27 protein-coding genes and 2 pseudogenes are annotated in these 23,711 nt (G+C 71.0%); 9 read left to right on the forward strand and 20 right to left on the reverse strand.

The annotated features are described in order from the left end of the window. The first annotated feature begins 221 nt into the window (after nt 1–221). Complete coding sequence (locus ABT299_RS06060; RefSeq protein ID WP_500249962.1) at nt 222–773, forward strand: Rv1733c family protein; 552 nt, start codon at nt 222–224, stop codon at nt 771–773. Nucleotides 774–777: 4 nt separating this feature from the next. On the opposite strand, the gene ABT299_RS06065 is transcribed toward ABT299_RS06060, so the two are convergent. Further along, complete coding sequence (locus tag ABT299_RS06065; protein WP_500249963.1) at nt 778–1,290, reverse strand: sensor histidine kinase; 513 nt, start codon at nt 1,288–1,290, stop codon at nt 778–780. A 79-nt stretch (nt 1,291–1,369) separates the two neighbouring features. Next, a pseudogene (locus ABT299_RS06070) lies at nt 1,370–1,810 on the reverse strand (hypothetical protein); the annotation flags it as partial. On the opposite strand from ABT299_RS06070, the gene ABT299_RS06075 reads away from it, so the two are divergent. The 3 genes and pseudogenes from ABT299_RS06075 (at nt 1,701) to ABT299_RS06085 (ending at nt 2,832) form a co-directional block, all read left to right on the forward strand. After that, nucleotides 1,701–1,997: an SHOCT domain-containing protein gene (locus tag ABT299_RS06075; protein ID WP_500249964.1), complete on the forward strand. Its 297-nt coding sequence runs from the start codon at nt 1,701–1,703 to the stop codon at nt 1,995–1,997. The pseudogene ABT299_RS06070 and the gene ABT299_RS06075 overlap by 110 nt on opposite strands. Continuing rightward, nucleotides 1,994–2,125: a cation-transporting P-type ATPase gene (locus ABT299_RS06080; RefSeq protein WP_500249965.1), complete on the forward strand. Its 132-nt coding sequence runs from the start codon at nt 1,994–1,996 to the stop codon at nt 2,123–2,125. Before ABT299_RS06075 ends, ABT299_RS06080 begins: the two co-directional genes overlap by 4 nt. A gap of 53 nt (nt 2,126–2,178) precedes the next feature. Further along, a pseudogene (locus ABT299_RS06085) lies at nt 2,179–2,832 on the forward strand (universal stress protein). A 27-nt stretch (nt 2,833–2,859) separates the two neighbouring features. On the opposite strand, the gene ABT299_RS06090 reads toward ABT299_RS06085, so the two are convergent. The 3 genes from ABT299_RS06090 to ABT299_RS06100 are packed head-to-tail and all read right to left on the reverse strand — an operon-like array spanning nt 2,860 to nt 4,374. Further along, nucleotides 2,860–3,285 carry a VOC family protein gene (locus tag ABT299_RS06090; protein ID WP_500250038.1) on the reverse strand — a complete coding sequence of 142 codons (426 nt, stop codon included), beginning with the start codon at nt 3,283–3,285 and terminating at the stop codon, nt 2,860–2,862. A gap of 23 nt (nt 3,286–3,308) precedes the next feature. Continuing rightward, the gene (locus tag ABT299_RS06095) at nt 3,309–3,818 is read right to left on the reverse strand and encodes a pyridoxamine 5'-phosphate oxidase family protein (protein ID WP_500249966.1); all 510 of its coding nucleotides are present in this window, start codon (nt 3,816–3,818) and stop codon (nt 3,309–3,311) included. 13 nt (nt 3,819–3,831) lie between these two features. Next, entirely contained in the window at nt 3,832–4,374 is a 543-nt protein-coding gene (locus ABT299_RS06100; RefSeq protein WP_500249967.1) for a cysteine dioxygenase family protein, read from the reverse strand. 106 nt (nt 4,375–4,480) lie between these two features. Between ABT299_RS06100 and ABT299_RS06105 the strand changes: the two genes are divergently transcribed. The 3 genes from ABT299_RS06105 to ABT299_RS06115 all read left to right on the forward strand — a co-directional run bounded on the left by ABT299_RS06105 (nt 4,481) and on the right by ABT299_RS06115 (nt 9,765). Next, entirely contained in the window at nt 4,481–7,150 is a 2,670-nt protein-coding gene (locus ABT299_RS06105; RefSeq protein ID WP_500249968.1) for an ATP-binding protein, read from the forward strand. 179 nt (nt 7,151–7,329) lie between these two features. Then, nucleotides 7,330–8,130, forward strand: coding sequence for an SAM-dependent methyltransferase (locus tag ABT299_RS06110; protein ID WP_500249969.1), 801 nt, complete (start codon nt 7,330–7,332; stop codon nt 8,128–8,130). Between the two features lie 63 nt (nt 8,131–8,193). Next, a complete protein-coding gene (locus tag ABT299_RS06115; protein WP_500249970.1) occupies nt 8,194–9,765 on the forward strand; it encodes a class I adenylate-forming enzyme family protein in 1,572 nt (523 codons plus the stop codon). Nucleotides 9,766–9,981: 216 nt separating this feature from the next. Here ABT299_RS06115 and ABT299_RS06120 read toward each other — a convergent pair whose 3' ends face one another. The 4 genes from ABT299_RS06120 to ABT299_RS06135 form a co-directional block, all read right to left on the reverse strand. Next, nucleotides 9,982–10,641, reverse strand: a complete 660-nt coding sequence (locus ABT299_RS06120) for a hypothetical protein (protein WP_500249971.1) — start codon at nt 10,639–10,641, stop codon at nt 9,982–9,984. 97 nt (nt 10,642–10,738) lie between these two features. Further along, on the reverse strand, nt 10,739–11,026 hold the full coding sequence (locus tag ABT299_RS06125; RefSeq protein WP_500249972.1) for a hypothetical protein: 288 nt from the start codon (nt 11,024–11,026) through the stop codon (nt 10,739–10,741). A gap of 130 nt (nt 11,027–11,156) precedes the next feature. Further along, nucleotides 11,157–12,080 (reverse strand): serine/threonine-protein kinase, encoded by a 924-nt coding sequence (locus ABT299_RS06130; RefSeq protein ID WP_500249973.1) that lies wholly within the window; start codon nt 12,078–12,080, stop codon nt 11,157–11,159. A 244-nt stretch (nt 12,081–12,324) separates the two neighbouring features. Continuing rightward, complete coding sequence (locus tag ABT299_RS06135; protein WP_500249974.1) at nt 12,325–13,068, reverse strand: DUF6597 domain-containing transcriptional factor; 744 nt, start codon at nt 13,066–13,068, stop codon at nt 12,325–12,327. Nucleotides 13,069–13,132: 64 nt separating this feature from the next. On the opposite strand from ABT299_RS06135, the gene ABT299_RS06140 reads away from it, so the two are divergent. Then, nucleotides 13,133–13,702: a TIGR03086 family metal-binding protein gene (locus ABT299_RS06140; RefSeq protein ID WP_500249975.1), complete on the forward strand. Its 570-nt coding sequence runs from the start codon at nt 13,133–13,135 to the stop codon at nt 13,700–13,702. 133 nt (nt 13,703–13,835) lie between these two features. On the opposite strand, the gene ABT299_RS06145 is transcribed toward ABT299_RS06140, so the two are convergent. Next, entirely contained in the window at nt 13,836–14,036 is a 201-nt protein-coding gene (locus tag ABT299_RS06145; RefSeq protein ID WP_387028225.1) for an acyl-CoA carboxylase subunit epsilon, read from the reverse strand. Nucleotides 14,037–14,100: 64 nt separating this feature from the next. Here ABT299_RS06145 and ABT299_RS06150 point away from each other — a divergent pair, with 64 nt between their 5' ends. After that, nucleotides 14,101–14,532 carry a PPOX class F420-dependent oxidoreductase gene (locus tag ABT299_RS06150; protein WP_190853668.1) on the forward strand — a complete coding sequence of 144 codons (432 nt, stop codon included), beginning with the start codon at nt 14,101–14,103 and terminating at the stop codon, nt 14,530–14,532. A gap of 7 nt (nt 14,533–14,539) precedes the next feature. Here ABT299_RS06150 and rfbB read toward each other — a convergent pair whose 3' ends face one another. The 10 genes from rfbB to ABT299_RS06200 form a co-directional block, all read right to left on the reverse strand. Then, a complete protein-coding gene (gene rfbB, locus ABT299_RS06155) occupies nt 14,540–15,517 on the reverse strand; it encodes a dTDP-glucose 4,6-dehydratase (RefSeq protein ID WP_500249976.1) in 978 nt (325 codons plus the stop codon). Beyond that, on the reverse strand, nt 15,514–16,581 hold the full coding sequence (locus ABT299_RS06160; protein ID WP_190853664.1) for a glucose-1-phosphate thymidylyltransferase: 1,068 nt from the start codon (nt 16,579–16,581) through the stop codon (nt 15,514–15,516). The genes rfbB and ABT299_RS06160 overlap by 4 nt, the downstream gene beginning before the upstream one ends. After that, nucleotides 16,578–17,090 (reverse strand): DUF4188 domain-containing protein, encoded by a 513-nt coding sequence (locus ABT299_RS06165; protein ID WP_500249977.1) that lies wholly within the window; start codon nt 17,088–17,090, stop codon nt 16,578–16,580. Before ABT299_RS06165 ends, ABT299_RS06160 begins: the two co-directional genes overlap by 4 nt. Before the next feature lie 14 nt (nt 17,091–17,104). After that, nucleotides 17,105–17,452: a nuclear transport factor 2 family protein gene (locus ABT299_RS06170; RefSeq protein WP_190853660.1), complete on the reverse strand. Its 348-nt coding sequence runs from the start codon at nt 17,450–17,452 to the stop codon at nt 17,105–17,107. Next, entirely contained in the window at nt 17,449–18,705 is a 1,257-nt protein-coding gene (locus ABT299_RS06175; protein WP_500249978.1) for a polysaccharide pyruvyl transferase family protein, read from the reverse strand. Before ABT299_RS06175 ends, ABT299_RS06170 begins: the two co-directional genes overlap by 4 nt. Before the next feature lie 55 nt (nt 18,706–18,760). Further along, nucleotides 18,761–19,726, reverse strand: a complete 966-nt coding sequence (locus ABT299_RS06180; protein WP_500249979.1) for an acyltransferase domain-containing protein — start codon at nt 19,724–19,726, stop codon at nt 18,761–18,763. Beyond that, complete coding sequence (locus ABT299_RS06185; RefSeq protein ID WP_500249980.1) at nt 19,723–20,937, reverse strand: MFS transporter; 1,215 nt, start codon at nt 20,935–20,937, stop codon at nt 19,723–19,725. Before ABT299_RS06185 ends, ABT299_RS06180 begins: the two co-directional genes overlap by 4 nt. Beyond that, nucleotides 20,937–21,677, reverse strand: a complete 741-nt coding sequence (gene fabG, locus ABT299_RS06190) for a 3-oxoacyl-ACP reductase FabG (protein WP_190853654.1) — start codon at nt 21,675–21,677, stop codon at nt 20,937–20,939. The genes ABT299_RS06185 and fabG overlap by 1 nt, the downstream gene beginning before the upstream one ends. Nucleotides 21,678–21,823: 146 nt before the next feature. After that, nucleotides 21,824–22,084, reverse strand: a complete 261-nt coding sequence (locus ABT299_RS06195) for an acyl carrier protein (RefSeq protein ID WP_190853652.1) — start codon at nt 22,082–22,084, stop codon at nt 21,824–21,826. 56 nt (nt 22,085–22,140) lie between these two features. Beyond that, a complete protein-coding gene (locus ABT299_RS06200) occupies nt 22,141–23,709 on the reverse strand; it encodes an acyl-CoA carboxylase subunit beta (RefSeq protein ID WP_500249981.1) in 1,569 nt (522 codons plus the stop codon). Nucleotides 23,710–23,711: the final 2 nt, after the last annotated feature.

Here is a 23,711-nt window from a genome sequence, read left to right on the forward strand (position 1 = left end):
CTCTATCCACCCCGAACTCAACACCTCGGCAAACACGCACTGTAGGACCGTTCGGCGCATGATCGACGGGACCTAAGTCCTGTCTCCCGGCCGTTTCCACGCTCATAAAGCGTCCATTTTCAGGCCGGACGGCCCTGCCGCACTGAGGGCCGGCGTCTTAACTTCGCCGAGGTGGACTTGAGCGAGAGGACATTATGAGACCGGCAAGGATTGAGCGCACGATGGATCGCCGGCGCCGCAGCTGCGGCTTCGATCGGAACGACTTGCGACGCGGACTTGACCGGTGGCAGTGGTCGATCGGATTGATTCTGCTGATGGCCGGGACCGCCGTCGCCTCGGTCGCGGCCGTTCGTGTCAGCGGCGCCATTTACGAGTCGGGTGTACGAACCGAACGTCACGAGGCAGCCGTCTTCAATGCGACCGACGCGACGGTCGTGAAGGTCCACGAAGCGAGTCGCACCCGCGGAGTGACGGTGTCCTGGGTCGCCCCGAACGGGTCTCACCGGACCGGCAGTTACGAGACCTGGCACGGAGCGTCCGTGGGCGATCACGTGCGGGTCTGGGTCGGCCCGGCGGGTGTCAGGGAGGACCCCCCACGGCCGCACGCGCGAACGATCGGTGACACCACCGCCTACGCCGTGGGCACGGTGGCCGCGACCGCCGCGGTCTTCTTCGGCGCCTACCAACTCCTCCGGCGCCGCTTCGACGAGACCCGATACAAGCGTTGGGACGCCGCGTGGGCCGATTTCGACCGGCATCGCATCGAGCCGTGAGCGGTCAGCCGTTCTTGAGCGGGACGCGCCAGGCCAGGATCGTGCCGCCGCCGGGCGGCAGCCGGGTGGTGCAGGAACCCCCGCACGCCTCGGCGCGGTCGGTCATATTGCGCAGACCACTGCGGCGGCCGCCCTCGCCGATGCCGACACCATCGTCCTCCACGCGCAGCGTCAGGTCGTCGCCGACATCGATGGCGACGACGGCCTCCCCGGCGTGTGCATGCCGCGCCACGTTCGACAGAGCCTCGCGCACGACCGCGAGGAGCTGCTCGCCGGTCTCCTCGTCGACGGCGGTGTCGAGCAGGCCGTCGAGCCGGACGGACGGAGAGAACCCCAACTGCTCGGCGGCACTGTCGACCAGGGCGTGGACACGGCTGCGCAACGACTCCTCGTCCCCGGTCGCCTGCAGCGCGAAGATCGACGAGCGGATCTGGCGGATGGTGTCGTCGAGATCGTCCACGGCCCGCTGGACCCGGACCGCGACCTCCCGCTTCTGGGTGATCTTGATCGCGGCCATCTCGCCGCTCGGCCAGCTCCAACGCCACCGCCGCCTGCCCCGCGAACGCCTCCAGCAACCGCTGCGTCCCCTCGGAGAAAGGCGGCTCGCCGGGCGCGTTGATGACCGTCAGGACACCGCGGGCGGACGACCCGACGCCCAGCGGCACCGCCAGCAGCGGACCGATCTCCACCTCGACCGGGGTGCGGGCCTCGCCGACGCCGGGCGCGGAGCCCATGCGGAGAAGCGGGGCGCGTCGAAACCCGCGAGAACGCACTGTCGGTCCATGGTGCCGTCCTCCCTCCGATCCCGAGGACCACCCGTCGGCCCCTCGCCGGGCGAGGGGCCGAGGGTCGCTCGTTCCGGGGACCTTCGCCCCTGCCGGGCGGCCTGCCCGCCGGGAGACGGTGGAGCCGTCAGGAGGTACGGCCATGAACATCGGGTACGTCCTCGCCGCCGCCGCTTCCGGCGACGGATGGGGGCACATGGGCAACGGCGGCTGGTCCGGCTGGATGTGGATCTGGGGGTCGATGATGATCATTTTCTGGGTCGTCCTCATCGGTGCGGTCGCGTGGATGATCGTGCGTGCGGCGACGTCGCGGCGGGACACTCCGGCGATCAGCGAGCAGACGGAGCACCGGCACGCCCGGGAGATCCTCGCCGACCGCTACGCGCGCGGTGAGATCACCTCGGAGGAGTACGACGAGCGGCTGGCCAAGCTCGGATGACGACCGCGCAAGCGCCGTACCGCACTCAGGCGGACGAGGTCGCGGCCGCGCTCGGCACCGACGCCGAGCACGGTCTCGACGGCCCGGAAGCGGTGGAGAGGCTGACGTGGGACGGACCGAGCGAGTGAACGCCGGGTCGTTCGTCCCGCCGGCGCGGGACGTCCGCTCCTGCCGTCCCTTCATGACGCACCTTCCCGAGACCGATCGGATCGTCGTAGGCGTGGACGGGTCGGCGGCTTCGCTGGCGGCACTGCTGCGGGCGGCCGACGAGGCGGAGCTACGGCATGTTGAACTCGTCGCCGTCCGCGCCTGGCGGGCCAGCCGGGAATGGCTCGCCCCCTAAGCGGTGGCAGCCGCCCGGCCGTCCCCGGAACAGGAGCGCGAACGGGCCCGGAGCGGGCTGGTCGCGGATGTCCGCAGGACCCTCGGCCCTGCCCCCCGCATATCCGTCCGGCAGGAGCTGGTTCGCGGTGAGGGCGCGAGCGCGCTGATCAGCCGCGCGGCCGGCGCCCGCCTGCTCGTCCTCGGCGGACGCCCCGACGGCCATTCGCCGGAGGTGCGTCCCGGGCCGGTGGCCTCCGCCTGCCTGAGGCACCCGCGGTGCCCGGTCGTCCTCGTCCCGCCCGTCTACGTGCCGGAGGTGAGCGCGGACGGCGGCGCCGATGGCCGGAAGATCACCCAGTCAGAGCCTGGCCCGGCCCCTGGTCTCCTCACCCGGGACCGGTCGGACTCACCCACCTCCGGAAGGGAGTCGGCGTGCGCGTCAGCCACAGGGACGCGTGGGCGATGCGACGGAGGTGGAGAGGATCGCCACTGGAATCCTCGTCACTTCTGACGTGGCGCGGATGTCGGTGATGACCGCTCACTGAAGCTCCTCGGCAAGCGCGACGATGATGCCCTGGGGGCCGCGGAGGTAGCAGAGCAGGTAGGCGTCCTCGTACTGCGCGATCTCTCCGACGAGTTCGGCGCCGTGGGGGCGCAGGCGGGCGACGGTGGTCTTGAGGTCGTCGACCTCGAACATGATGCTGCGCAGGCCCAGCGTGTTCGATGGTGCGGGGTCGGGGTCGGCGCCTATCGCGGCCGGCGAGTGGAACGTCGTCAGTTCGAGCTTGCCGTGGCCGTCCGGAGTCCGCATCATCGCGATGTCGGCGTGGAGGTCGTCGAACCCGTTGACCCGCTCCGCAGCGCGGCCCTGGATCGGGGCCCTGCCCTCCAGCTCCATGCCGAGCTCGGTGAAGAAGGCGATGGCGGCCTCGAGGTCGGCGACGACGATGCCGACGTGGTCCATGCGAAGTGTCATGGCTCGTGCTCTCAGGAGTCGGTGGCCTGGCGTTCGGACTGCTGCTGGATCAGTTCTTCGACGGCGGTCGGAAGGGTCGTCTCGAAGTCGATCAGTTTCGCCCAGGTCGGCGTGACGACGATGCGGACCATGCCCTCGCGGTAGAGCGACCGCACCCCGGCTTCCCGTTCGACCCGCTGCTCGGGCGTCATCTGGTAGGTGGTGTTCATCTCGAGGTATTCGTCTGGGATGCCGTCGGTGACGTCGAGTTCGGCCCGGCCGCGGATGAGCAGGATCTTGGGCGGATGCACCTCGGTGTCGATCGTCAGGGCGACCGCCGGGTTCTGGCGGAGGTGGGCGAGCTTGGGGGCGTTCTTCGCGGTGCACATGACGATCTCGGTGCCGTTCCAGCCGAACCCGACGGGGACATTGCGCAGCGTGCCGTCCTTGGCGACGTAGGCCAGGCGGGTGATGTCGCGGGCCAGCAGCTCCCGGCTCAGCGGCCGGTTCAGGATCTCGGTGGTCTCGTCCGGTGTGGTCAAGGCGTGTCTCCGGTCAGTTCTGGACGGGGAGGTCGTAGAAGCGGCGGGCGCTGGAGTCGATGCGGTTCAGGTCGGTGCCGTAGATGTGCAGGGAGACGGCGGTCTCGTCGCCGATGTTGCGGACGCGGTGGATGTCGCCGGGCGGGGCGAAGGCGCTGACGTCGCCGGTTCGGTTCGGGTTGTGGCCGGCCTCGATCAGGGACGTGCCGTCGTCGGAGAGGGTGTACAGCTCCTCGTGCTCAACACCGGTCAGGACGCCGAACACGCACCAGGTCACGTGGTCATGGATGCGGGTCAGCGCGCCGGGATGCCAGGCGATGGCCACCATCGAGAACGAGCCGTCCGGCTCCACATGCAGGCGGTGGCTGCGGTAGGTGCCGCGCTCGCCGGCGAGCTGGTCCGCGGTGAGCAGGGCGGGCGAGGGTAGGTGCTCGCGGAGTGCGTCCCCCACGTACGACGCGGTGTCGCGCCAGCCGGCGTCGCGGGCGACGGCCGCACGGACCGCGATGACCAGTTCGTCCAGCTCCGCGGCGGAGCGCGCGGTTAGGGTGTTCATGGTGCCTCCCTGGCGGGTGTGCTTCCAGCGTCCGCCCCGAAGGGACCTGTGGTCATCCGTGCCGACCGCAGAGCACCACGGATGCCACCACGGAAAGGGGACATCGGTGGCTGAGCGGATCTCCGAGCGGGAGGCCGAGGTGCTGGGCGCGCTGGGCGCGCGGCTGTCCAACGCGCAGATCGCGAATCGACTGCACATCTCCGTGCGCACGGTAGAGAGCCACGTGTCGTCGCTGCTGCGCAAGTACGGCATGGCCGACCGGTGGGCGCTGGCCGAGCTGGCCCGCGCCGGCGAACGGGAGCCGGGCCGAGTGGCCGGGCTGCCGGTGCCCGGGACGACGTTCGTGGGCCGTGCGGCCGAGCGCGCCGCCGTCCTGGCCGCGGTCGAGCAGGCCCGGCTGGTGACGCTGTTGGGCCCAGGCGGGGTGGGCAAGACCCGGCTGGCCGCGGTGGCGGCCGGGGAGGCCGTGGCGCTGTTCCCGTCCGGCGGGGCCTTCGTGGACCTGGTGCCGGTGCGCGAGGGGTTCGTGGCCCGCGCGGTCGCGACGACGCTCGGGGTGACCGAGGGCTCGCATCAGCCGCTGGAGGAGGCGGTCGCAGCGCGGCTGGGCACCGGGCGGTCGCTGCTCGTGCTGGACAACTGCGAACACGTGATCGACGAGGCCGCCGCGTTAGCCGAGCGGATCCTGGCCGCCTGCCCTGGCACCCGCGTCCTGGTCACCAGCCGCGAACGCCTCGGCGTCCCGGGTGAGCGCACCGTGCCGATCGCCCCGCTGCCACTGGGCTCGGACGCCGAGCGGCTGTTCCACGACCGGGCGCTGGCCGCGGATCCGGAGTTCGTGGCCGAACCCGCGGTGGTCGCCGACTTGTGCGCGCGGCTGGACGGCATGCCGCTGGCGATCGAGCTGGCCGCAGCCCGGAGCGCGTCACTGGGCCCCACGGGACTGCTCGCGGCGCTCGACGACGCGCTGCGGCTGCTGTCGGGCGTACGCGGCGGCGATGAGCGGCACCGTTCGCTGCGCGCGGTCCTGTCGTGGAGTTACGACCTGCTCGATGAGGAGGAGCAGGCGCTGTTCCGGCGGCTCGGGGTGTTCGTCGGGGCCTTCGACCTGGACGCCGCGGCCGCTGTCGGCGGCGACCGCGCCTGCGTCGCGGACTTGCTCGGCCGGCTGGTCGACAAGAGCCTGGTGGTGCACGTGCGCGGGCGGGTCAGCCGCTGGCGCCTGCTGGAGACAGTCCGCGCGTTCACGCTGGCGCAGATGTCGGCCGCGGGCGAGGAGGACAAGACCCGGGCGCACCACCTTCGCTGGGCCGCCGGCGCGGCATCCGCCGCGGAGAGCAGGATCAGCGATCCCACCTGGCGTGAGGACTTCGACGCCATGGCCGCGGACCTGCGCGCCGCGCTCGCCGCGGCCGGCGGCCCGGGCGAGGTGACGCACCGGCTGGCGAGCGCGCTGGCGCACCTGACCTACGCCCGCCGCCACCTGCTGGAGTCCTACGCCCACCACCGGACCGCCGCCGCGGTCGCGCCGAGCGCCGCGTCGGCGGCACGCGACCTGCGCGCTGGAGCCGGGTGCGCGCACGTCAGCACCACGTCCAACCAGCACGTGTACGAGCTGCTGCTGGAGGCCGCCGAACAGGCGGCACGGGCCGGCGACGACCGCGGCCGGGCGATCGACCTGGCCCGCGCGGTCGAGACGGCCTGCCGGTTCCCCGAGGCGTTCGAGACCAGCGTCCCCTACGAGCGTCTGCGCGACCTGCTTGGCGAGGCGGCCGCCGCCGCACCCGCCGACAACCCGGAGGTCACGGCGCGCCTGGCGCTGGCCCGCGCCTGGCTGGCCGGCCCCGACAAAGGCGCACCCGACCCCGCCCTCGCCGCCGCCGCCCTCGCCGCCACCCGGGGAACCGCGGACCCGGTCCTGGTCAGCGCCGGCCTGTGCGCCGCCGGGACCGCGGCCCTGCACGCCGGACGAGTGCGCGAGACCGACCGCGTGACCCGCGAACGCCTGGCGCTGCTGCCGTCCATGGACCGCGACGACCCGTACTGCGCACCGGAGATCTGCAACACCTACGGCCGCGCCTGCACCTACGCGATCATGACCGGCGACCTGCCCGGCGCGCTGGCCGCCGCCCGCGCCGGCATCGACGACGACCTGCTGCGCGACACCCACATCACGGCCAGCCGCCTCGTCCAGCCGCTCGCGCTGACCGGCCGCTTCCACGACGCAGTCGAACACGCCGAACGGATGCTGGACCAATGGGAACGCGCCGGACGCCCCGCCCCGCTCTGGATGCTGCCGGCCGTGAGCCTGACGGTGCTGGCCACCGGGATGCTCGACGAGCCGGGTGCGGGGCCGGGGCAGGTGGCGCGGTGGCGGGCGCACGCCGCGGAGATGGCCGGTAGAGCGCTCGACACGGCACCGGTCGCGGCGTTCGTGAACGCCCGCCTCGCCCTCCACGACGAGCGGTACGACACCGCCGAACCCCTCGTACGCACGGCCTTCACCGTCGACACCCCACTGGACAACTACCTCGCCTACGCGCGGGCGGCGGGCGCGGAACTGGCCGTGGCCGCAGCCCTGCCCGACGCGGCGGATCTGCTGGCGGCGGCCGCCCCGCTCGCCGAAGAGAACGCCTGGGCCGCGGCCTGCCTCGCCCGCGCCCGCGGACGCCTCCACGACGACCGCGCCGAACTCGCCCACGCCCTCACCTCGTTCGAACACCTGGACGCACAAGCCGAACGCGCCCACACCCACGCCCTACTGGCGCGGCTCTAAGTGCGTGTCTCATGTGGATTGTTCGGCATCCCGCCCGCCGGCCTCGACCTCGCCCCGATCATCGACCGCGCCACCCCGAAGACCGGCCAACCCCCTTCACGATCGTCTTCAGCCCCCACGAAGCCGCGCATGGCATCATAATGATCACAATCAGCACCCTCTCTGTTGAGGAGTAGAAGGTGGGCGAACGGCCTCAGGCCGTCAGAGGCTTCGATCCGGGTGTGCCCAGCATCGCGCGGATGTACGACTACTACCTCGGCGGGAAGGACAATTACGAGGCGGATCGGCGCCGCGCCGAGGAGGCGATGGAAGCCGACCCGACGCTGCTGACCACCATCAACGGGAACAGGGCGTTCCTCGGGCGCGCGGTGCGCTACATGGCGTCCCAGGGCATCGACCAGTTCCTCGACATCGGCACGGGCCTGCCCACCCAGCAGAACGTCCACCAGATCGCCCAGGCGGTCAACCCCGGCGCCCGGGTCGTCTACGTGGATTACGACAAGCAGGTCGTCGCCCACGGGCGGGCGCTGCTCGCCGGCTCGGACACCACCAGGATGATCCATGCCGACGTGCGCGAGCCGCGGGACATCCTGGAGCACCCGGAGATCAAGCTTCTGGACTTCGACCGGCCGGTGGGGCTCCTGCTGGTGGCGGTCCTTCACTTCATCTCCGACGAGGACGATCCGCCCGGCATCATGGCGGAATTGCGCGCCGCCCTGCCGCCGGGCAGCCACCTGGCGCTCACTCATGCCTCAGCCGACGGCATCCCCGACGTCGTCGCCAGGGTCGTCGAGGTGTACAGGCAGACCTCGGCGCCGGGGACGCCGCGCACCCACGCCCAGGTGACCGGCCTGTTCGGCGACTTCGAACTGGCCGAACCGGGCCTGGTCTGGGCTCCGCTGTGGCGCCCCGAGCACCCGGTGAGCGCCGAAGAGGCCAAGCGGACCTGGTTCTACGGAGGAATCGGCCGCAAGAACTGATAACCGGCGGCGCGGGGACCGACCATGTGATGGTCTGAACGATCACCGGCCTGGGAGGACGGCATGCGGGCTATGACGGTCGGGGCGGTCCTGGAGCACGCGACGACCAGGGACAAGGCGTTCTTGCACGACGGCGGCGAGACCGTGACGTTCGCGGCCTTCGACGAGCTGACCGACCGCGTCGCGACCGGACTGCTGGCGCGCGGGGTCGGGCATGGTGACCGCATCGGGCTGCTGGGCCTGAACACGCCGCAGTGGCTGGCCGTCTTCTTCGCCGCGGCCCGGATCGGCGCCATCGTCGTCCCGCTGAACGTGCGCTACCGCGAGAACGAGCTGTCGTACATGCTCGGCCAGAGCGGCGCCCGCACCGTCATCAGCGTGGACAGCGCGGGCGGCTTCGACTTCGCCGCGTTCTTCGACGGGTTCCGGGAACGGACGCCCGGGGTGACGGACTATGTCTTCTTCGGCGAGGGCTTCGCGGGCAGCGGCACCTTCGACGAGCTGGCGGCGGCACCGCCCGCCCCGTCCGCGCTGGCCGAAGCGCGCGGGAGCGTGACCCCCGACGACCCCTTGATGATCCTCTACACATCGGGGACGACCGGGCGTCCCAAGGGCGCGGTCATCACCCATCGCAGCATCCTGGCCTCGGCGTCGGCGCAGGCCGCCCACTTCGGGACGGACGACGCCGATGTCCTGCTCGGGCACCTGCCCTTCAACCATGTCGGCGGCATCACCTGCACCATCATGGCGGCACTGGTGAGCGGCGCCTCGGTGGCGCTCCTGCCCGCGTTCAGCCCGGACGGAGCGCTGCGCGCCGTCGAGCAGCACCAGGTCACCCTGCTGAGCGGGGTGCCGACGATGTTCGTGCTGATGCTCGGCCACGAGACGTTCGCCGCCCGCGACCTGTCCTCGGTGCGGAGATGCGTGGCGGGTGGCTCGAACGTGGAGCCCGCGCTGGTCGAGGCGATCCGGCACGGCTTCCCGCAGGCTTCGCTGCATGGGCTCTACGGCCTGTCGGAGTCGTCGGGAGCCTGCGTGCTCTCGCCTTTGGAGGACGCTCCGGAGACGGTCTCGCGCACGCTCGGCAAGGTGATCGGGGATTTCGAGGCCCGGGTGACCGGACCGGACGGGGCGGCCCTCCCGCCCGGGGAGGCCGGCGAGCTCCACATCCGCGGGGCCTGCGTGGCCGCCGGGTACTGGGACATGCCGGAGGAGACGGCCGAGGTGTTCCACCGCGACGGCTGGCTGGCCACCGGCGACGTGGTCACGATGGAGCCGGACGGGCACCTGGTCCTGCGCGGGCGCAAGAAGGAGATGTACCTCCAGGGCGGATTCAACGTCTATCCCGTGGAGATCGAGAACCTGCTGACCGCACACCCCAAGGTCGCGCTGGCCGCCGGGATCGGAGTGCCCGACGAGGTCCTCGGCGAGGTCGGACGGTTCTACGTGGTGCCGAGGCAGGGCGGCGAGCCGCCCACCGCCGAAGAGCTCACCGCCTACTGCCGGGACCGGCTGGCCGGCTACAAGGTGCCCCGCCAGTTCGTCATCACCACCGAAGTTCCGCTGACCCCGGTCGGCAAGATCCACAAGTCCCTGCTCAAAGAGCGCTACCTCGCCGGAGAGCACCTCCGCTAAGGAGTCCGGCCGCGGTCGACGAGGAACGCGATCGGCTTCCGTTTCCGGTGATGCGTGCGTCGTCCTCGTCCAGCAGATCACCCTCGTCTACCTGCGCCGCGTCCTCGGCATCGACAGTTCCGCCTGGACGGCGGCGCCAGCGGAACTCACCGGCGCGCCGCACCCGATGGGTCGACTCGAATCCAAGTGAGGCGCCGCAAGATGTCGATTTTCAGTTCAGGCTTCGTCGATCACGCGAACGCCGGGTGGTCGCAGGGTCCTCGGATCGATGGTCAATGCGATGCGCTCGCCATTTCGAATGTCGATGAGGTCTTCTTCCCATCCACCGTCGCGCAGTTCGGCATTCGTCATGAACAGGTCTTCGTCATCGCGGCCGGTGGCGGCCAGGTGCCCGATGAACCCGAGTGGCAGGCGCTCGACGGTCCAGCCAGGCCATGCGGCGGCCACTTTCGCCACGAGTTGGGGCGGGACGCTCTCTGTCGTCCAGTAGCGAAGCCGGCGTGAGGGAAGATCGATCACCGCGCCGGCGTGAACGGTTTCCTCGGCCGGCCTGGCCTCTGAAACCACCTCGACGAGACCCTCGCGTCCGCTCCATGCATAACCGACATCCCAGCCCGACCATCCAGGAGCCGAAGCCACCCGCACGGCGGTGCTTTCGAGGTAACTCACGCCCGGCTGCAAAGTTTGGAGGTCGCAGCCGAAAAAGCGATACCGGTGCGTGACGAGATCGAGGACGACGCCACGGCAGAACCACGAGTCCACGAGACCACGTGCGGAGTCGTCGTCCACCGCCACGCCACCGCGCAAGATCGACTCGACGATCCGAATGCGATCGCTTTCCTTGGCGAGGCACCAGTCTCCCCACTTCTCGCCCATCGTCCAGCAGGAGCCGTCTTCGGCCCGCAAGACGTAAGCGGTCCAACACCCCATTCCATGCCTCTCCGCAGTGTCTTCGAGTGGGTCGTTGGAATCGCTACGGCAACGACACCTCGGTGTCGGACATGCGATGAGCGTCCGCCGCCCGGCGGGTCGCTATCTCGCGGACGCAGTACATCGCGATGGTCAGGACCGCAGGGAGGACCGTGCCCGGTTCCGGGCGGACGAAGGCGATGTAGGGGGTGACGGATACGGAGCGGTCCACCAGAGTGGCTCCGGAGTCGAGCACCGCGATGGTAGTGAAGGCCGCGAGTGCATAGCCCGCTCTGCGGGTCCAGAGTCCGGTCCGCGGTGTGAGCGCGGCGGCGAAGGCGAGCAGGCTCACGAGAGCGACGGTCGAGATGGCCAGCGTCCACCAGTACCGCCCGTAGCCCCCTCTTGCCCAGCCGTACCGGCGATCACTGCGCCGTAGACGCCGAACAGGAGCAGTGGCAGGACGAACCGGGTCACCTTCGTCACCGCCGCACGCCGGCCCGGACGTGACATGAGGACGAAATGCCCGATGAGCCAGGCCGTGGCGAGAGTGACCGCGAGGGCGCCTGGTCGAGTTGCCGCAGGGCACGGGAGACGTCAGCGGCGGTTTCGTACCGCTCGGCCGGGTCCTTCCTCAGAAGTCCGTGTAGGAGACCGTCCCACGAGCCGGGGATGCCGGGCTGCACCGAACTAGGAGCAGGTGGCTCCTGGCTGAGGTGGGCGGTCAGATAGCCGACACTGTCGGGTGCGTGGAAGGGCAGCCGGCCGGTGATCAGCTCGAACAGCAGGCAACCGAGCGCGTAGAGGTCGCTCCTGGGCTCGGGGTAGCCGCGTGCCTGCTCAGGGGCCATGTACGGGGGCGTGCCGACGATGAACCCCGTCTGGGTGAGACGGTCGGCGGTGGCGTTGGGATCGACCGCTCGCGCGACGCCGAAGTCCAGGACCTTCACCGCGCCGGTGTGCGTGATGAAGATGTTGGACGGCTTGATGTCCCGATGCATGACGCCCGCCGCATGCGCCTCGGTCAGTGCTTCGCAGACCTGCGCGCCCCACCTGGCCGCCTCTTCCAGGCTGACATCGCCCCGGGCCAGCTCGGCGTCCAGCCCCTCGCCCCGGACCAGTTCCATCACCAGAAACGGGGCGTTGCCGTTCTCGGGGCCGCTCTCGCCGAGGTCGTGGACGGTCACGATGTGCGGATGCTGCAGACGAGCCGTGATCCGGGCCTCGCGCAGGAACCGGGCACGCGCCTCGCTCGCGCGGCTTCCGCCCCCGCCGAGCAGCGAGATCACCTTGACCGCGACCCGCCGATCCAGGGTCTCGTCCTGTGCCTCCCAGACCTCGCCCATGCCGCCCTCGCCGAGCTGCCGCACCAACCGGTAGCGGCCTCCCAGGAGTTGATCCTGCACAATGGCCCCTCACCCTCGGTTTCGCCCCGCCTGATCTTGCCACGGCACCCGGGACCGGACCGTACGGTTTCCGGCTCTGTCGCGCCTGACGGAGAAACTCGCCGAGGCGCCAGGGCCAAGGGACTGGAGAATGCCATCGACCTTTACGGCCTGGAAGACGTCGGCCCTTGCGCGGCCCTGACGGCGCTCGCACGCAACACCCGCACCTGCGGCTGACGGTCCGGCCCGAACAAGCCTCAAAGTCTCAATACCGCTGCGCGTACCAGGTCGGTTGCTCGCCGAACATGCCCTTGAAGTCGCGAATGAAGTGGCCCTGGTCGGCGTAGCCGAGGTCCGCCGCCAGCGCGGCCCAGTCGATCGTCCCACCGGCGGCCATGCGTGCGGTCACCTCGTGCAGGCGGAAGCGGCGGATCACCCACTTGGGCCCGATGCCGACATACTCCGCGAACAGCCGTTGCACCCCCCGCACGCTCAGCCCCAACTCGCCGGCGAGGCGTTCGACCCTGGTGACGGCCCGGTCCTTGGCGATCAGCTCGACCGCGGCCACCGCCTGGCGTACCCGGGGGTCGTCGTCTGGCAGGTGTTCCAGCAGGAACGCCTCCACGGTCGGCACGTCGAGCGTCGCGGGCAGGTCCGGGCCGAACACCTCGGTCGCCGGGACGACGCGGTCGGTGATCGCCGAGACGGAGGCACCAAGGAACGGGCGGAAGCAGCCCGGCCGGAACGCGACGCCGAAGACGTGGTCACGGCCCTCGAGGACCTTGATCCGGTAGCCGCTGCACACGCCGTTGACGTCCGCACGTCCGCCGCCGAACGACAGGTGCACGTTCGGGTACGGCACGATCTTCTGCCGGTAGGGCTCGGCGTAGTCCCAGCGAGCCTCCCAGTGCCGCTCCACCCATGGCGCGAGCGCCGGCGACGGATCGTGGAACGTGTGGCGCTGATACCTGCTCCAAGCACCGCGCAGCTCACGAACGTCCCGCTCCACTCGGCAGAGTGTACGTCGCCTTTGTCCAATACCCCTCCCGCCCCGGCCGCCTAGCGTCGCCGCCATGTCACATCTGTCCAACGCCGCCGAGGCCATGGCCGCGATCGCCCGCACCATCACCGACGACCAGCTCGCCAACAAGACTCCATGCACGGAGTACGACGTGCGGGCATTGGTCAACCACCTCCTGTTCTGGGGCCCGTCGCTCGCCGGCGGCGGCCGCAAGGAGTCCGTTCCGCAGCCGGCGGCCGCCGAGTCCGATGCGGACCTGGCGGCCGGCGACTGGCGCGGCCGCCTGCTCGCCCTGCTGGACGACATCACCTCGTCGTGGGCGCCGCCGAGCGCCTGGGAGGGCGAGACGGACATGGGCACGCCGCAGACACTGCCCGCGCCCGTTCTGGGCGACATGATCACCGGCGAGCTGGCCATGCACGGCTGGGACCTGGCCGTCGCGACCGGGCAGCGGCTGGAACTGCCCGCCGACCTGCTGGCGCATCTGCACGACACCGTGTTCGCCAGCGTGGAGCAAGGGCGGGAGATGGGCATGTACGGACCACGGGTCACGGTGCCGGCCGACGCACCCACCTTGGACCGCATCCTCGGCCTGACCGGCCGTGATCCCGCCTGGGCCTAGGTCGTGTCCGGTGGATCATGCGTTGATCCACAGCAGTGCTGTGACCGCTCTCCGGAGACACCAGGCGCGAGGTCAAAGGTCTGGGGGCGACGCCGGTGCCGGGCACGTTCTCGGTCGCTTCGCACTCGTAAGATCAATCTGAGGCGGCCACCTGCCAACTCCGTGGGCTACAGCGTCCGACGCGGTGCTCCGGCCGCCCCCAGCGCGCACGGCGCCGCCGCCCGTGGCCGACGGCGCTTTCGGCCGCGGCCGGCCAGGCCCGGAGCAGCAGTACGGCGATCACGGCGGCCAGTTCCTCGTCGGTGACCTCGCCCTTCTCGATACGGATGTCCATGTGGGGCTCCTTGAGGTCAGGATGCGGTTGACATGAACCTTGGTTGAGGTATCAAGCTGGAGACATGACCTTCACCAAGAGCGAGCGCGAATACCTTGCCAAGCACCGGCGCGGGCATCTGGCGACCATCGGGCCCGACGGGGCGCCACAGGTCAAGCCCGTCGCTTACACGCTCAACAGCGACGACACCATCGACATCGGCGGGCCCGACCTGAGCGCCTCGCAGAAGTACCGCAACATCCAGGCCGACGCCAGGGTGACCTTCGTGCTCGACGACGAGGCGGACGAGCCCGTCGGGCCCGGCGGACAGACCGGCCGCGGTCTGGAAGTCCGCGGCACGGCCGAGCTGTTCTCCCTGGAGGAGGAGCTCCTGCCGGGCTTCAGCCGCGAGGTGATCCGGGTCAGGGCCCGCCGGGTGATCGCCTGGAACATCGACGGCCCAGGCCCCAACATCCGCGACGCCGGGGACGGAGGGCGCGTCCGGCAGCAGGCGTGACGGCCGATCAGGTGGCGGGGGTGAGCTTGTTCTCCTGCCACCACCAGCGGTTGTCGCGATACCAGGTGACCACGTCGGCCAATCCCTGGTCGAACGGCACGGTGGGCTCGAACCCGAGTTCCTCCCTGATCTTGCCGTCGTCCAGGGAGTACCGCCGGTCGTGGGCCTTCCGGTCCGGTACCCGCCGCACGCGTTCCGGACCGGCCCCGCACAGCGTCAGCAGCCGTTCGGTCAGTTCGAGGTTCGTGAGCTCGGCTCCGCCGCCGATGTTGTAGACCTCGCCCGCGGCCCCGGCGGTCAGGACCAGGTGGACCGCGCGACAGTGGTCGGTCACGTGCAGCCAATCGCGCACATTGCGGCCGTCACCGTAGAGCGGGACGTCGAGGCCGTCGATCAGTCTGGTGACGAACAGCGGGATGACCTTCTCGATGTTCTGATGGGGCCCGTAGTTGTTGCAGCATCGGGTCACGGAGACCGAGAGGTCGTGGGAGCGCCAGTAGGCCCGCGCGAACAGGTCCCCGGCGGCCTTGGAGGCGGAGTACGGGGAGTTGGGTGCCAGCGGGAACGCCTCGGTCCACGAGCCGTGCGCGATCGAGCCGTACACCTCATCGGTGGAGACGTGCACGACCCGCTCCACGCCCACGTGGCGGCAGGCCTCCAGCAGCGTGTGGGTGCCGGCGACGTTGGTCATGACGAACGGCGCCGCGTCCGCCAGGGACCGATCGACATGGGACTCCGCGGCGAAGTGAACGACCGCGTCGTGCCCCGGCAGCAGATCGGCCAGCAGCGCGAAGTCGCACACGTCGCCCTTGACGAACGTGAGCCGCGGATCGCCGGTGGGGAGGTTCCGCAGATCGCCCGCGTAGGTCAGCTTGTCCAGCGCCGTCACCCGGACGTCGCGCGTCCCCGGGTAGCGGCCGTCCAGCAGATCCCGGACGTAGGCCGAGCCGATGAAGCCGGCGGCGCCGGTGACGAGGAGGTTCATGCGGGCACCTCGACGCGGCTGTCGTCGCCGACGATCAGCCGGTGGGCCCGCAGTTCCTGGCGCCGCCCGCGCACGCCGGCCTGCTGGCCGATCACCGAGCCCTTGACGCCGCGCACACCCTGGACCGAGGACCGATCGAGCATGATCGTGTCCTCCACCGCCGCGTCCCGCACCGAGCAGCCGCTGCCGATCGCGGTGTAGGGGCCGATGTAGCTGTCGACGACGGTGCTGCCACGGCCGATGATCGTCGGTCCGTCGATGCGGGAGGCGGTCACGCTCGCCCCCGGCTCGATGACCACCGACGCCCCGATCTGGGTGAGCGCGTCCACCGAGCCGGAGATCCGGGGCTCGACGTCGTCCAGCATCGCGCGGTTGCAGTCGAGCAGCTCCGGGACGGTGCCGGTGTCCTTCCAGAACCCCGCGCACATGTGCGCCCGCACCTCGTGGCCCTCGCTCACCAGCCGCTGCACGGCATGGGTGATCTCCAGCTCGTTGCGCCAGCTCGGCCGGATGGCCCGGACGGCCTCGTGCACCTGCGAGGTGAAGAAGTAGGCGCCGGTCACCGCGAGGTTGCTCCGCGGGCGCTCCGGCTTCTCCTCGAGTCCGAGGACGTGGCCGGAGTCGTCGACCTCGGCCACCCCGTACGCGGACGGATCGCTGACCTTCACGAGGATGAGCTGGGCCGCGGGCCGGGTGTCGCGGAACTGCGCCGCCGGTACGGCCAGGCCGTCACCGAAGATGTTGTCACCCAGATACATCAGGAAATCGTCGTCGGCGAGGAAGTCCTGGGCGATCAGCACGCAGTGGGCCAGTCCCCGGGGCTCGTCCTGCGGGATGCAGGTGATGGTGAGGCCGAACGCCGACCCGTCACCGACCGCCGCGCGGACGGCCCGGTCATCGGCGTTGATGATGAGCCCGACCTCGGTGACCCCCGCCTCCCGCAGGGTCTCCAGGCCATGGAAGAGCACCGGCTTGTTGGCGACGGGAACGAGCTGCTTGGGCATGTTGTAGGTGAACGGGCGCAGCCGGGAACCGGTGCCACCCGCGAGGATGAGAGCCTTCATGCTGTCCTTTCCGGGGTCGTGGCCGCGCCGAGCCGCGTGCGGGCGCCGTCGTTGCGGCGGCCCACCGGCAACAGGGTGCGGAAGGACGCCAGGCCGAGCGGCGGAACGATGCCGTAGATCGCCTCGTAGCGGCCGGCGGGGACCACATAGGTCTCGTGCCAGAGCCCGACCGCGGCGCCGTCCGTCGCGAGCGCGTAGAAGTCCCGCCAGGCGCGGCGGTGGGTCGCGCCGTCGGCGAACGCCATCAGGTCGTCAAAGGTGCGCCAGTACTGCAGCGCCACGGTCTCGCGCCTGCCGACGCGCAGCACGCGGTAGCCGAGCAGGCCGCTCTCCGTGTCGGCCTCGGCCTGCCGCAGCATCGGCCGCAGCGCCCTGATCACAGGGCCCCACTTGCGTACGGCTCGCAGCTTGTTGACGCGGATGCCGACCAGGAACACCACCACGTCCTGGTCGTTCTTGACGCTGAACCGTCCGTTGCGAACCTTCCGGTCCTTCTCCTTCTCCTTCATCACGCCCTCCTGCATCAGTGGAAGAACCCATGGATCGCCTTGATCCGCTCTCCGTCGAGGAGCGCGACGTCGAGCCCGGCGACGATCGATTCGGCGTCCGGCGGCCCGCACTCCCAGCCGAAGAGGATCTGGTCGTGGTGGCCGTTGACGGGGTCCCGGGGCACGAACCGGCTCCCGGCGAAGTGACGTCTGGTGGTGCCGATGTAGTCCGACAGCTCGGCGAGCCCGCGGGTCGCGACGAGCGGATCGACATAGAGGACGTCCGCGGTGAACACGTCCGCCATGGCGCCCGGCCGTTCCTCGTCGGGCAGGTTCCAGACGGCGATGTACGCGCTCACCAGCGCCTTGGGAGCGACGGTCATGGCCGTCCCCCGCGGGAAGCGCCGTAGATGGACTCGGCGACCGACCGTTTGCGTCCCTGGAGCTCCGCCAGCACTCCGGGCGGGTAGCCGCCCGACCGCGGCCGGTCCGGGATCTCCTGCCGCCGGTCGAACGGACGGTAGTGGGCGAGGGACCACCCCGATCCCTGCTCGATCAGGGAGCCGTGTTTGGTGTCGTAGTAGCCCTTCATCAGGTTCACGGCGACGCCCGAGGCACCCGCGGCGGCGGCGAAGAGATGGGGATGGAACCGGGTGGACAGCCACGTCTGCCCGGGGACGGCGGGGAACCCCTCGTGCAGCACGTCGCGCAGCGGGTAGCGACGGACGCTCGGCGCCAGATCGTCGGCCATCTCCCAGGCCCGCCGGTCCGCGTCGGGCCAGCACTCGATCAGGCCGACCTCGTCGGCGCCCCACGCGGCGAGCGTCTTGGCCGCGAAATCGATGAGCATGCGCATCCCCTGTTCGGACCGCGCTTCCCTGACCCGCAGCTCGCGTTCGTCCGGTTCCGCCGCGCCGCGCGCGGTCCCCGGCGTCCGGGCGGACGGCGGCGGGAACAAGGTGACGGGCGGCTGGGTGGACTGGATGGAGACCATGACCTCCGGCAGGTCCGCGCCGGGTTCGGCGAGCCAGGCGTCCGGGAGGAGGAAGACGTCGTCACAGGAACGCGCCCCTGGCCGGCCGAGGAGCCGGGACGACGGCTCGTCGCGGACATCCAGCACGTCGAATCCCGCGGTCAGCTCGGGCATGATCTCCCCGGTGCCGCCGATGGCGGGGGACAACCCGAGTCCGGTCGCGGCTGCGGTCCCGCCGGAGATCCCGGTCGCCGCGGTGATGCCGGACAGGAGCCCGGCGAATGCGGGCCAGATCCCGTTCAGGAATCCGCCGCCGGTCAGGTGGACGACATCGGCCCGCCGCAGCAGCTCGACGCCCGCGGCGAGGTCGCCCGCCAGGGACGGATCGGCGATGACCTCGCGCGCGATCTCGCGGGTGCGGGCGCCCGCCTCCCAGTTCCGGAAGCAGATCTGCCAGAGGGTGGAGGTCAGGCGCAGGCGGGGGTGGAGACCCGCCAGCGGGGCGAGCGACGCGGCCGGGTCGATGCAGTCGAGCACGACGTCGGCCTCAGGATGCCGCTCGGCCAGGTGTTTCAGCCAGGTGGCGGCGATGAGCTCGTCGCCGAGATTGGGTATCCCCGCCGTCGAGACCAGATAGTGGAGCGGACGGTGGTCAGGGTTCATCGGCACTCCCGGTCGGCATGGGCCGACGGTCGGATGGGCGAGTCGGACGGGCGAGTCAGATGGGCTGCCCGGCGGCGCGCGCCGCGACGCGCTCAAGGACCGCCTCCAGCGCGGGCAGTTCGGGCTTGTTGCGGCGGAGTGTCCCGCTGACGAAGGGGGCGTCGACGCCCATCTCGGCGAGGGTCCGCGAGATCGAATGGGTGACGACCGGGTGCGGGGAGATCTCCAGGAAGGCGCGGTGGCCGTCCTCGGCCGCGGCCGTCACCGCGGCCACCAGCCGGACGGGGTTCCGCAGGTTGGCCGCCCAGTAGGCGCCGTCCGCCCCGGGCACCGTCCGTGGGTCGGGCAGCGCCGTGGAGTAGACGGGCACCGCGTACGGGCGGGGCGTCAGATCCGCGCCGGCCGCGCGGAGATCGTCCACCAGCGGGTCCATGTGCGGGCTGTGGAAGGCGACGTCGGAGGCCACCCGGAAGATCCCGACGCCCTCGTCCCGCCAGCGCGCGACGAGATCCTCCAGTGCGTCGGGTGTGCCCGCCACGACGCTGGCGGCGGGTGCGGCGGCGATCGCGGCGACCACGTCCGAACGGTCCGCGAGCCGCCGTGCGGCCTCGTCGAACGGCAGCGTCGTCATGACCATCGCGCCGTGGCCCGCGACCCGGCGTAGCAACACCGACCGCCGGCAGATGAGCCGGGCGCCGTCGGCCAGCGACAGTGCCCCGGCGGCGACCGCGGCGGCGATCTCCCCCACCGAATGCCCGATGACGGCGCCGGGCTCGATGCCGCGGTCCCGGAGCAGCCCGACCAGGCCGACCTGCATCACGAAGATCATCGTCTGGACGCGGTCGACGCCGTCCACCTCACCGGTGAGCAGCACCTCCCGCGGGGAGAAGCCGATCTCCTGGAGGAAGACGGGTTCGAGGGCGCTCACCACTGCGGCGAACGCCGGCTCGCCCAGTAGGTCGCGTCCCATGCCGGGCCATTGCGAGCCGTGCCCTGAGAAAACCCACACCTCGCCTTTCACACGGTCCTCCTCACGGGGATCACTCCGGTGAGCGCGATGAGGAATCCGAGGAGCCCGACGAGGGTGAGGGCCACCGGGTTCGCCGTGACCGAGACCAGCGCCAGGACCAGGACCCCGCCGAGCTGCACCATGGTCTGGTAGGCGGCCGAGGCCGCGCCGTGCCGGGCGGGTTCGAGCCCGCTCAGCGCCTGGATGTGCAGGCTGGAGAAGCACATCGCGAAACCCGTCCCGACCAGGAGCAGCCAGGGCAGCACGTCGACCGCGTAGGCCGCCGGGGAGCCGGTCCGTTCGTGCGCGGCCGACCAGGCCAGCAGGCAGCCGAGCGGCACCAGGGCCGCCCCGGCGGTGATCTGCCGGGCCGTTCCGAAGCGCCGGACCAGCCGTCCCGCGACGGGGCTGACAAGGGCGGCGGGCAGGCTGGCCGGCACCAGCGCGATCCCTGCCTGCAACGACGTCCAGCCGAGTTCGTCCTGCAACCGGAACGTCCACTCGACGAGCAGCCCCCAGACCGTGCCGTTCAACGTGGCCGCGCCCAGCGCCGAACGCACCAGCGGCGCATGGACGAGCAGGGCACCGATCTGGAGCCGCGGGGGCGGGCCGCCGGGCGTCGCGGGGAGGAGGCGGAGCCCGGACACCAGCAGCACCAGCGCCACCGGCGCCGGGAGCAGGAACGTCCAGCGCCAGTCCGCGGCTGTCAGGAGGCCGGAGATGATCAGCCCCAGGGTGAAGCCCCAGGCTCCGAGGAACGTGTAGACCGAGATCGCCCGATGGCGCGGCGGTCCCTCCGGGAAGTACCGGGCGATGAACGCCAGCCCGGTCGGCGCGGTGAGCGCCGCGCAAGCACCCTTGACCAAGCGGGCCGCGACGAGGATCGCGGGGGCGTCTGCCAGCGCGCACACCACCGAGGCGGCGGCGAACAGCGCCAGCGCGGCCAGATATGCCTGCCGCTCGCCCCATCTGGCGGCGAGGTTCCGGAGCACGATCAGCAGGCCGCCGAAACCGAGCGCGAACGCCCCGACCACCCACGTCGCCCCTGCCGCGCCGATCCCGAGGTCGGCGGCCAGCGCGGGGAGGGCGACGATCGCCGTCGACACCTCCAGGGCGTCGAGAAGCATCGTCCCCGACAGCACCGCCAGCAGTCCCCACGAACCGCGGGTCTCCGCGGCCGTCTCCCGCGCCGTCACCGAACGCGTCGTCAACGAACGCGCCATCAGAGCACGATTCCGCCGTCGACCTGGAGCACCGCTCCCGTGACGTAGCGCGCCCCCGCCAGATAGCCGACGGCTTCGGCGACCTCCTCCGGATCGCCGAAGCGCCTCAGCGGGATCGCGCCGAGCACGCTGTCCCGGCGTTTGCCGGCCAGCGCCGCGGTCATGTCGGTCTCGATGAGGCCGGGCGCGACCACATTGACGCGCACGCCGTAGCGCCCGACCTCCTTGGCCAGGGCGCGGCTGAACCCGATGATCCCGGCCTTGGCCGCCGAGTAGTTGGTCTGCGTGGGGTTTCCGAGCACGCCGGAGACCGAGGAGATGTTGACCAGGCACCCGGCCTTGCGTTTCATCATCGGGAACACGGCGGCGCGGCAAACGTTGTAGGTTCCGCTCAGATTGGTGTCGATGACCTGCCGCCAGTCGTCGTCGGGCATCCGGACCAGCGGCCCGTCGCGGACGATCCCGGCGGACGTCACGACGACCTCGACCGGTCCCTGCCGCTCCTCGGTACCGGCGACCCATTCCCGCACGGCCGCCGCGTCGGTCACGTCGACCGCGGTGGCGACGGCCTCGCCGCCCGCCTCGGCCGCCTCCTTCTCCAGGCCGCGCGCGGCCGCCTCTTCGGAACGGAAGCAGAAGGCGATACGGCGTCCCTCCCGGGCGAACCGCAGCACCGTGGCGCGGCCGATGCCCCGCGATCCACCGCTCACCAGGACGACGCCTGAACTGTCGTTCGGCATGAACGGACTCCTTCGGTCGTGTGTGGGCGAACGTGGGACGAAACGTGGTGGGGGTGAGGGTGGCGAGGGTGAGCGTGATGTGGGTGAGCGCGGCGAGGGGCGCCGCGGTCATCCGCGGCGCCCCTCGTCTGCGACATACGGACGGCCTAGGCGGCCGTACCCGCCAGGCGGTCGCCGAGGACCTCGTACACGCCGGCCAGATTGACCATGCGCTCCAGCTCGGACTGGTCGATGACCACCCCGAAGTTGATCTCCAGGGAGGCGAGGATCTCGATCGCCCGCATCGAGTCGGCGCCGTGCTCCTCGACGAACAGGCTCGTCTCGGTCACCTCTTCGGTCTCCAGTTCGAGGATGTCGCACACGATCTCCTTGACCTTCGCGCGCGTGGCATCGGTGAGTGCGGTCATGGGTTACCTCCTGGTCGGGTTCCTTGTGATGCGGGGAAGTGAGCCATGGGCAGAGGTCACTGCGGTGGGTTGCCGTGCTTGCGGGCAGGCAGGTCGGCGTGCTTGCTCTGGAGCATCTCGACCGAGCGGATCAGCACCGCCCGGGTGTCCGCCGGGTCGATCACGTCGTCGACCAGCCCGCGCTCGGCGGCGTAGTAGGGATGCATGAGTTTGGCCTTGTACTCCTTGACCAGCCGGGCGCGCGTCTCGTCCGGGTCGTCGGCGGCGGCGATCTCGCGGCGGAAGATGACGTTCGCGGCGCCCTCGGCGCCCATCACCGCGATCTCGTTGGTGGGCCAGGCGTAGCCGAGGTCGGCGCCGATGGACCGCGAGTCCATCACGATGTAGGCGCCGCCGTACGCCTTGCGGAGGACGAGCGAGATTCGCGGGACCGTGGCGTTGCAGTAGGCGTAGAGCAGCTTCGCGCCGTGCCGGATGATCCCGTCGTGCTCCTGTCCGACGCCCGGCAGGAAGCCCGGCACGTCCACGAGCGTGACGATCGGGATGTTGAACGCGTCGCAGAACCGGACGAACCGCGCCGCCTTCTCCGAGGCCTTGATGTCCAGGACCCCCGCCATCGACAGGGGCTGGTTGGCCACGATCCCGACGATGTGCCCGCCGAGACCGGCCAGCGTGCAGATGACGTTGCCGGCCCAGCTCTCGTGCACCTCGATGTGCTCGCCGTAGTCGACGATCTCCTCGATGACGCGACGCATGTCGTACGGCAGGCTGCCGTGCACCGGGACGAGGTCGGCGAGCGCGTCGCACCTCCGGCCGGCCGGGTCGTCGCAGTCGGACCGCGGCGGCGCCTCCCGGTTGTTGGCGGGCAGGATCGCGATCAGCTGCCGCACCTGCTCCAGGCAGGTCTCCTCGTCGTCGAACGCGAAGTGGCACACCCCTGACGTCCCCGCGTGCACGTCCGCGCCGCCGAGGCCGTTGTGGTCGATCTCCTCGCCCGTCACGGCGCGGACCACGTCCGGACCGGTGATGAACATCTGTGCCGTGTCGCGCACCATGAACACGAAGTCGGTCAGCGCCGGGGAGTAGGCCGCGCCGCCCGCGCAGGGGCCGAGCATCACGCTGATCTGCGGGATCACCCCCGAGGCCCGGGAGTTGCGGCGGAAGATCCCCCCGTAGCCGGCCAGGGCCGTGACGCCCTCCTGGATGCGGGCGCCGGCGCCGTCGTTCAGCGAGACCAGCGGAGCGCCCGCCGCCACCGCCATGTCCATGATCTTGTGGATCTTCTGCGCGTGCGCCTCGCCCAGGGCCCCGCCGAAGATGCGGAAGTCGTGGGCGTAGACGAAGACGGTCCGGCCCTCCACGGTGCCCCAGCCGGTGACGACGCCGTCGGTGTACGGGCGCCGGTCCTCCAGGCCGAACCCGGCGGCCCGGTGCCGCCGCAGCGGCTCCACCTCCTGGAACGAGCCGGGGTCGAGGAGCAGGTCGATCCGTTGCCGGACGGTCCTCTTGCCCTTCGCGAGCTGCGCGGCCGTCGCTTGTTCGCTCGGGCCGTCGAAGGCCAGCCGCTTCAGGCCCGCCAGCTCCTCCGCCGGCCCGGTCGCCGGCGGGGCTTGGTCTTCAGCCACCT

Origin of the sequence: Spirillospora sp. NPDC000708, from assembly GCF_040299565.1 — a bacterium.
Classification (GTDB): Bacteria; Actinomycetota; Actinomycetes; order Streptosporangiales; family Streptosporangiaceae; genus Spirillospora.

Coding starts and splice junctions, on each gene's coding strand:
- ABT299_RS06060 (WP_500249962.1), top strand. CDS start 222: ATGGATCGCCGGCGCCGCAGCTGCGGCTTCGATCGGAACGACTTGCGA.
- ABT299_RS06065 (WP_500249963.1), bottom strand. CDS start 1,290: ATGGCCGCGATCAAGATCACCCAGAAGCGGGAGGTCGCGGTCCGGGTC.
- ABT299_RS06075 (WP_500249964.1), top strand. CDS start 1,701: ATGAACATCGGGTACGTCCTCGCCGCCGCCGCTTCCGGCGACGGATGG.
- ABT299_RS06080 (WP_500249965.1), top strand. CDS start 1,994: ATGACGACCGCGCAAGCGCCGTACCGCACTCAGGCGGACGAGGTCGCG.
- ABT299_RS06090 (WP_500250038.1), bottom strand. CDS start 3,285: ATGGACCACGTCGGCATCGTCGTCGCCGACCTCGAGGCCGCCATCGCC.
- ABT299_RS06100 (WP_500249967.1), bottom strand. CDS start 4,374: ATGAACACCCTAACCGCGCGCTCCGCCGCGGAGCTGGACGAACTGGTC.
- ABT299_RS06115 (WP_500249970.1), top strand. CDS start 8,194: ATGCGGGCTATGACGGTCGGGGCGGTCCTGGAGCACGCGACGACCAGG.
- ABT299_RS06120 (WP_500249971.1), bottom strand. CDS start 10,641: ATGGGCGAGAAGTGGGGAGACTGGTGCCTCGCCAAGGAAAGCGATCGC.
- ABT299_RS06140 (WP_500249975.1), top strand. CDS start 13,133: ATGTCACATCTGTCCAACGCCGCCGAGGCCATGGCCGCGATCGCCCGC.
- ABT299_RS06145 (WP_387028225.1), bottom strand. CDS start 14,036: ATGGACATCCGTATCGAGAAGGGCGAGGTCACCGACGAGGAACTGGCC.
- ABT299_RS06150 (WP_190853668.1), top strand. CDS start 14,101: ATGACCTTCACCAAGAGCGAGCGCGAATACCTTGCCAAGCACCGGCGC.
- rfbB (WP_500249976.1), bottom strand. CDS start 15,517: ATGAACCTCCTCGTCACCGGCGCCGCCGGCTTCATCGGCTCGGCCTAC.
- ABT299_RS06160 (WP_190853664.1), bottom strand. CDS start 16,581: ATGAAGGCTCTCATCCTCGCGGGTGGCACCGGTTCCCGGCTGCGCCCG.
- ABT299_RS06165 (WP_500249977.1), bottom strand. CDS start 17,090: ATGAAGGAGAAGGAGAAGGACCGGAAGGTTCGCAACGGACGGTTCAGC.
- ABT299_RS06170 (WP_190853660.1), bottom strand. CDS start 17,452: ATGACCGTCGCTCCCAAGGCGCTGGTGAGCGCGTACATCGCCGTCTGG.
- ABT299_RS06175 (WP_500249978.1), bottom strand. CDS start 18,705: ATGAACCCTGACCACCGTCCGCTCCACTATCTGGTCTCGACGGCGGGG.
- ABT299_RS06185 (WP_500249980.1), bottom strand. CDS start 20,937: ATGGCGCGTTCGTTGACGACGCGTTCGGTGACGGCGCGGGAGACGGCC.
- fabG (WP_190853654.1), bottom strand. CDS start 21,677: ATGCCGAACGACAGTTCAGGCGTCGTCCTGGTGAGCGGTGGATCGCGG.
- ABT299_RS06195 (WP_190853652.1), bottom strand. CDS start 22,084: ATGACCGCACTCACCGATGCCACGCGCGCGAAGGTCAAGGAGATCGTG.